The following is a 6,601-nucleotide window of genomic DNA, read 5'->3' on the forward strand; positions in this document are numbered from 1 at the left end:
AAACTTTATTACTCTCATATAGGTGTTTATTCTTCCTATACTCGACCGGATGTTGTGGCGACCTGCAAAAGACCGACACCGAAGATCAGCCGCCGCAGCTCCATCAGCTTGCCAAGCGAGAATTCCAGCCCCAGCATGAACAGCAACAAGATCACGCCCAATTCACCGATAGCGCCAAGGGTTGCTTCACCATCAATAAGCTCGAGACCGTGCGGGCCCAAAGCCATGCCTGCAAGCAAAAACCCAACGATCGAAGGAACACCTAAACGGGAGCATATGGCAACGGCAATGAATGCGCCCGAAATCAGGGTCGCACCCGCAATCAGGAATTCGGCGGTTCCATGCATCGACTTCAGCCCCTTCGCCCGGATACTGTCGTTCCAATCCACGCCGGCGGATCAGAGGCTGGAAAGGACTCGATGGCAGCCTCCAGAACTGGATCGAGAAACTCAGCCTCCGATTTCTGCGGCGTTCCCGTGTTTTCGGATGCGCCGTATCCTTTTGGGAGGTGATGCTCCGACATCGTCGGTTGCCCCATCTGAACCCACCCTTCCTTGGAAGTATCGACTCCGCGATAAAGCTGATGACTGCTTGTGCCCGCCCAAGGGTTTGGTCCGATGCGCCGCGGACGATCTTCACGCACGATATAGCGCCAATCGTTCTTGAGGGCATAGTCGACAGCGCTGTCGCGATCTGGAAATGTCATCCTGATAGGCCGGTAAGGATCCTGAGACGTCGTCCATCCCATCAAGGGCTCAAGGTTCTGCGGGCGTGACGGTTCGAACTCCAGAACCCAGTGTCGGGATCGTGGCGCGGACGTGGCGGCCGCGCGCGCGGGTCGGTAAATGATGGCGGTTGGCACATCATGAGAACGAAGGTTGGTTCCGGGAATTGTTGGTGCGAATGGCGGGCGGTTATGTCCTTGCATCATCTTTCGAATCTCCTTTCTTCTGTTTATTGTTGGCTGCATTTGCGTCTGGCTTGGACTTTGAGTGCTCGATGTCGTCCAGCCGCTCGATCTTGCGTGAGTTCGCCATGATCGTTTCTGCAGCCGACCGAAGCGCTTCAGGGTCGTTGTCGCTGCTGATGTCCGAACGCATCGCAATCGTGACTTCAGCTACGGCATGCATCACCTGTTCTGCGTCATTGCCGTTCAACTGGCCATCCTCAAGTCCATCAACAAGCAGATCAAGAACGCGTCGGAACGCTTCGACAACTGGCGCGCTGCCGACAACGGCAAGCCTGTGGCTGATGACCCTGAGTTCATCAATGAGCGCAGAATCATGACGTTCACGCTCCACGATTTCAGCAACCTTTTCGATGACGCGCATATATGTGTCATGCTTTTGTTGAAAAAGAAGAACTTGCCCTTCTTTTCTTAACTCAAGCTCAGTCTGGCGATTGAGGAGCACAGCTGTCAGATAGATAGTGGTAGCTGCACCCAGGAACACTAGGATCATCTCTTGGGCAAAAGGAACGTTTTCACCAACAAAGTATAAGCCGCGGTAGGCTGCGTAACCTACGCCCACTAAAACAATGGAAATTACCAGGTAGGCGACGTCCCTGCCGCGAAAGCTCGTCTTTACCGGTGGCTTCATGGGTTGGCCTTTCTTAATCATGGCTGTCGTTGCCTAGCGAACGGGTGTCAGGGGCAGGTTCGGTCTCCTTTTCGGGCCGCAAGAGAATAGGGGTTGGTCCAGAGCCAAATACATTGAACCCATCCCGCAGACAGCGCTCGAAAATCGTTTCATCCCAGTTCGAGAAATCTCTTTCCACTTCTTGGGAAACGGAAATAAGGCCGGATAGGAGCTCTGCCTGTGTGACCTGCAAATTCAAAAAATTCATTTATATGCACTCCCTATTATTCTGCAACGAAAGGTCGGCTGGCGCAGCGCTGCTTCTCTTTTTTTAAAGGCAGCCAGGTCCTGTGACGTGCCTGGCCGCCGTTCTCGAGTTTTAAGTGGCTGTAGTTTCGGCCCCAGCGTGTCGTCCGAAGCGCTGACTTTCCGAAGCTTCAATGCCAACAGGATCATGGTTACACCGAAGATTGCGGCATAGACGCCCAACAACCAACCGAGGGCCATAATACTGCCTGCGGGTGTCGTGAACAAGACCCATGTGACGGCAGCGCCAAGCAAGATGGAAATGACACCGCTGAGGACGAGCAACCACTCCCCCTCGATTTCCTTACGGAGCCGAAAGGCCGCGACGATCTCCATCACGCCGGATGTGATCGACCAGAATGCAACCATCGTCCAGAGAAACACGGTTAACACGAGTGTCGCGACGAACGGGCTGACCAGGACGATAAGCCCGGTTGCGATGCCAAGGAGGCCGCTGAAGATCAACCAGCCCCAGCTTTCACCCTGACGCATGTTTTTATAGCCCGACCAAAGCCCCAGTACGCCATCCGCAAAGGAGTAGGCACCAAACACAATGGTCAGTGTTAGGACCGCTTCAGCGGGCATCAGCCATGCCAGGGCGGCAAGAATGACGGCAACGATGCCGCGCCACAGGAAAGCCTTCCAGTCGGCTTGGGAAACAAGTCTTGGAAAACCACACTCTGCGTTGTGATATGGTAGCTCATGAGAAGACCTGTTTGATGTGCAACTGTTTGTTTTGCAACAACATTTTAGCACATAATAGGCCTTCTCATCCTTTGTGTGGTGAATAATTCAGGTTAGGAGTATGAGGGAGCAGAATCCCCCGTTTTTCGGACCAAGTTTCCATGCCAAAATGGCAAACACTCCCTCCGGCCAATTTGACGGTGCCAAAAAGATTCGATTTGTCCCCAGGCGCATGGCTGCGGGAGACGCGCCGTGGCTTCTTGGCCGATGCTTTATCTTTCGAAATAGGCATGCTGGGGGTTCCACGTATCACTCGATGGTGCCTCAAGGGAATCATCCAACTGAGTTGTCGCGGCACTGTTGCAAATAGAGATTTGAGTCGATGATGTTCCCTTTAAAAAGTACTTAGAGACCGAAAACCCTGTTGATTAGACACATTTCACCCTGAGGCTGACCATAATAAAATGACGATGCTTGTCCTTTACGTAGTGCACGCATGACTTCAATACCTTTAATTGTGGCATAAGCCGTCTTCATAGATTTGAATCCTAATGTGGCCCTGATGATCCGCTTTAGCTTGCCATGATCACATTCAATGACATTATTTTTATACTTAATCTGCCTGTGCTCAATATCTACTGGACATTTTCCTTCTCGCTTTAACCGTGATAAAGCATGGCCATAGGTCGCTGCTTTATCTGTATTGATGACCCGTGGAATTTGCCATTTTTTCACCGTATTGAAGATCTTTCCTAAAAAACAATAGGCTGATTTACTGTTCCGTCTAGCGGAAAGGTAAAAGTCAATCGTATGACCCCGTTGATCAACTGCACGATACAGGTAAGTCCATCGCCCCTTCACTTTGATATAAGTCTCATCCATATGCCATGAATGTAAATCTGTAGGATTACGCCAATACCAGCGTAAGCGTTTTTCCATTTCTGGAGCATAACGCTGAACCCAACGATAAATTGTGGTGTGGTCAACATTCACACCTCGTTCAGCGAGCATTTCTTGAAGTTCACGATAGCTGATGCCATATTTACAATACCAACGAACAGCCCAAAGAATGATTTCACCTTGAAAGTGCCGACCATGGAAGGGATTCATCTGCTGTATCTCGAAATAAATAAGATATTTAGCTTATCATGTCAGCCTATTTGCAACAGTGCCATTTTTTATCGCCACTTTCTATGCTTGGTGATGAGCAAGGTCCATGGTCGGGTCAAGTTGTTCCATTACAAGTCGGTGTGTTGCAATTTCCTATTCCAAGTGCCAAGCGTATGTGGAAAATGGGCAAAACCTTGCGTAAAGCGATTGAAAGTTATCCTGAAGATTTAAATGTCGCAATCATGGCAACTGGCGGGCTTTCTCATCAGGTACACGGCGAACGTGCAGGATTTCTGAACGAAGAATGGGATGCTGAATTCCTTGACTTGTTAGAAAAACAACCTGAAAAATTAGCCAATATGCGTATTGCTGAATTTGCTGAAAAGGGTGGCTGGGAAGGTGCGGAAGTAGTGATGTGGCTGATTATGCGTGGTGCGTTATCAGACAATGTCAAACTGATTCACAAACAAAACTATGCGCCATCAGTCACCAATATTGCCACGCTAGTGTTTGAAGATTTAGGTGAAGCGGCAACACCAGATGAAATTGAGGCGTATCGTCAGCATTTGGACTATGAATTACAAGGGGCTGAACTGCTTAAAGGGACTTATCCTCTAACGCATGCAGTGAGCCATGCCAATTTACGCATTAACGCTTTCTTACATGATTTGGTACTTCCGCAACATCGTACGAGATTTTTAACCGACTTCGAAGCTCTTGCCAATGAACGCGGCTTAGATGATGAAGAGAAAACCCTGATTCGTGAACGAAAATGGATTTAAATGATTCGTAGAGGTGTGAGTTTCTTTGTTTTAGAGAAAATGGCAGCTGTGTTAGGCGTACCGAACCCGCAAGTCTATGCATCATTCCGTGGAGAAACTCTGGAACAGTTCTTGGCAACGCGTAAAGTTCCAATTACATATTCAGTTGCGGGTGGTGCACAAGCAAAAGCAATGGATAAAGCTGAATAACTAGCGTACACACAGATAAATAGATTTACCCTTGATCAGCCTTTATGCGACAGCGCAGTCCTAAAGGCTGTTTTTTTTGTCCAAAGATTGCATAGATAAGATCGCATTCACCTAAATGAGTCGCGAACACGATCTAATTGTTCAGAAAAATTTATGGCATAGATGGATGTGCAATTTGATCTATCCAGTTAAATAACTCATTCAGGTCATAGTCTCCACCATGAGGTTGATTCCAAGCCAGAGAGAAATCCACTGAATTGCCTTGATTCGCAAGGCTGGTTGCTAGCATTGCTGGAATGGCAAAACTCGTATCCTTATCCAGTGTGCCCTGTCGAATTCGCCAATATTTGGCAGTACTCGCTTGATGAGTCCCGATATAGTGCATGGGGTTCATCATGGCAATAATTTTAGGATCTGCCATCGTGCTATCTGTTTGAGTTCGATGTTGCAGTGCATATGCCGTGAAATGTTGCGCAGCGATGCTTGCTGTTCCAAACTCATCATTTTCACCCGATGATAAATCTAAGGCATCAAAAGCTGGTGGTAATTTTTGTCGTCCTAAATATTGCAGATAAGCATCATAGTCAATTTTGGCGATTTTTTTATTTTCAATTGTAAGCCACTTCAACGAGCTTAAATCTTCACCTTGATCCAAGGCGGTCTGTGCAGATTGAATCAACAGCGATTGAATATAGTCTTTAAAGCTACCATTGCCCTTTGCATCAAGTTGCAGTAATTGCCCTTGCTTATTTTTTAGCTTTAAACTGTTTAAGTACGTAGGGAACAATTGTTTTAAATCTTGAGATACCTGAATTTGATTGGCTGTTAAAGTCCCTGCTTGCTCTTTGCGTTGAACTTTATAATCCAACATGCTGATATCAATTTTTTTATACTGATGTACATTCGCCAATTGCCATTCGTAAGCAGCATCTGCATGCTCTAGATTGGTAATAGCCGCATAAGCGGAACTTGCAAATATTTTGTCGCTATTTTGAGCAGCCCCTAATTGTTTGAGATACGGTTCATAATCTTTAGCATCCCCCGTAGCTCCGAGTAATACAGAAAGTGCTCCTCCTGCACTGGTACCATTTGAAATAATCTTGTTGGCATCACCCGGCATTATAGAATCGTTCAACTTGAGATAACGAACAGCAGCCTTTAAGTCCACAATTGCAGCCGGTGCTTTACCTGTATATTGTCCTTGGGCATTTTGCAATGTGCGACCACGTGCTCCAGGTGAAGCGACTACATAACCATGCGCTAGAGCACTGACAATCGTGTTGGGACGTTGCTGCTTTTGAGATTGATCCATTCCAGACATCCCTTCAGGTGGTTTCCCTTTAGGTAAATCCGATGGGGCTGCCCCATTTGGATTTTTCATCATCAGTGGGCGTCTTTCCTCCAACGTGCCGGGTTCTGCTGGCATATACCCGCCCACCTGATTTGGCAGAAAAATAGGCGCATTTTGGGCATTATAGCCATTGATGGATTGGCCCTCAAAATAGGCTTCAGGAATATAAATATTGATGCTTTGATATTTTTTATCAACAGGATTGGCAACATAAGTAATGCCTTCATAGGCATGTACTTTAAGTGTAGAACCATTCACATTGATTGTTTTGATTGTGAAATTCTGCTGATCAAATTTCAAAGAAATTGGTTGTGTTTCTGCATGTATTAGCGTTGCAGAGCTCAATGCAATACTGAAGATTCCCCATATAAGAGGTTTTATTTTGAACTTTTTCATCATGTAAGAATTACCACTATTTAAAGTTTAATTATTGCCGAAAAATGAGAATAAAAAATGAAGAAATATTATTATTTACAATAGACCTCTTGCGAAAGTTAATTTAAGAGCATCCAATTCACCATTCCAGCAATTAAATTCATTCTTAGACCAAAGCGTTTCCGTCTATTTCTATAGCGTTCTGTTAATATCCGAAAATGTTTAAG

At 46.6% G+C, this 6,601-nt stretch carries 7 protein-coding genes and 2 pseudogenes; 1 reads left to right on the forward strand and 8 read right to left on the reverse strand.

Translation table 11 applies throughout. The features are described from left to right. Nucleotides 1-35: 35 nt before the first annotated feature. The 6 genes from GBN19_RS13835 to GBN19_RS13860 all read right to left on the reverse strand — a co-directional run bounded on the left by GBN19_RS13835 (nt 36) and on the right by GBN19_RS13860 (nt 3,677). A complete protein-coding gene (locus tag GBN19_RS13835; protein WP_228271285.1) occupies nt 36-389 on the reverse strand; it encodes a cation:proton antiporter domain-containing protein in 354 nt (117 codons plus the stop codon). After that, nucleotides 353-970: an NADH dehydrogenase ubiquinone Fe-S protein 4 gene (locus tag GBN19_RS13840; protein ID WP_308464050.1), complete on the reverse strand. Its 618-nt coding sequence runs from the start codon at nt 968-970 to the stop codon at nt 353-355. Before GBN19_RS13840 ends, GBN19_RS13835 begins: the two co-directional genes overlap by 37 nt. After that, nucleotides 915-1,598, reverse strand: a complete 684-nt coding sequence (locus tag GBN19_RS13845; protein ID WP_004992245.1) for a hypothetical protein — start codon at nt 1,596-1,598, stop codon at nt 915-917. The genes GBN19_RS13840 and GBN19_RS13845 overlap by 56 nt, the downstream gene beginning before the upstream one ends. 13 nt (nt 1,599-1,611) lie before the next feature. Next, nucleotides 1,612-1,845, reverse strand: coding sequence for a hypothetical protein (locus tag GBN19_RS13850; protein WP_215899836.1), 234 nt, complete (start codon nt 1,843-1,845; stop codon nt 1,612-1,614). Continuing rightward, entirely contained in the window at nt 1,842-2,639 is a 798-nt protein-coding gene (locus GBN19_RS13855) for an HdeD family acid-resistance protein (protein ID WP_004642064.1), read from the reverse strand. Before GBN19_RS13855 ends, GBN19_RS13850 begins: the two co-directional genes overlap by 4 nt. Before the next feature lie 333 nt (nt 2,640-2,972). Further along, nucleotides 2,973-3,677, reverse strand: coding sequence for an IS6-like element IS1008 family transposase (locus GBN19_RS13860; protein ID WP_151778535.1), 705 nt, complete (start codon nt 3,675-3,677; stop codon nt 2,973-2,975). A 38-nt stretch (nt 3,678-3,715) separates the two neighbouring features. On the opposite strand from GBN19_RS13860, the pseudogene GBN19_RS13865 reads away from it, so the two are divergent. After that, a pseudogene (locus tag GBN19_RS13865) lies at nt 3,716-4,648 on the forward strand (gallate dioxygenase). A 151-nt stretch (nt 4,649-4,799) separates the two neighbouring features. Here GBN19_RS13865 and GBN19_RS13870 read toward each other — a convergent pair. Continuing rightward, nucleotides 4,800-6,398, reverse strand: a complete 1,599-nt coding sequence (locus tag GBN19_RS13870; RefSeq protein ID WP_120371321.1) for a subtype B tannase — start codon at nt 6,396-6,398, stop codon at nt 4,800-4,802. A 95-nt stretch (nt 6,399-6,493) separates the two neighbouring features. After that, nucleotides 6,494-6,601 (reverse strand): annotated as a pseudogene (locus tag GBN19_RS13875) (IS5/IS1182 family transposase); the annotation flags it as partial.

The organism is Acinetobacter brisouii (genome assembly GCF_008993995.1).
Lineage (GTDB): Bacteria > Pseudomonadota > Gammaproteobacteria > Pseudomonadales > Moraxellaceae > Acinetobacter > Acinetobacter brisouii_A.

Bases quoted from the DNA above. Each gene is read 5' to 3' on its own strand.
- GBN19_RS13860 (WP_151778535.1), bottom strand. From the start codon at position 3,677: ATGAATCCCTTCCATGGTCGGCACTTTCAAGGTGAAATCATTCTTTGG.
- GBN19_RS13840 (WP_308464050.1), bottom strand. From the start codon at position 970: ATGCAGCCAACAATAAACAGAAGAAAGGAGATTCGAAAGATGATGCAA.
- GBN19_RS13870 (WP_120371321.1), bottom strand. From the start codon at position 6,398: ATGATGAAAAAGTTCAAAATAAAACCTCTTATATGGGGAATCTTCAGT.
- GBN19_RS13850 (WP_215899836.1), bottom strand. From the start codon at position 1,845: ATGAATTTTTTGAATTTGCAGGTCACACAGGCAGAGCTCCTATCCGGC.
- GBN19_RS13845 (WP_004992245.1), bottom strand. From the start codon at position 1,598: ATGAAGCCACCGGTAAAGACGAGCTTTCGCGGCAGGGACGTCGCCTAC.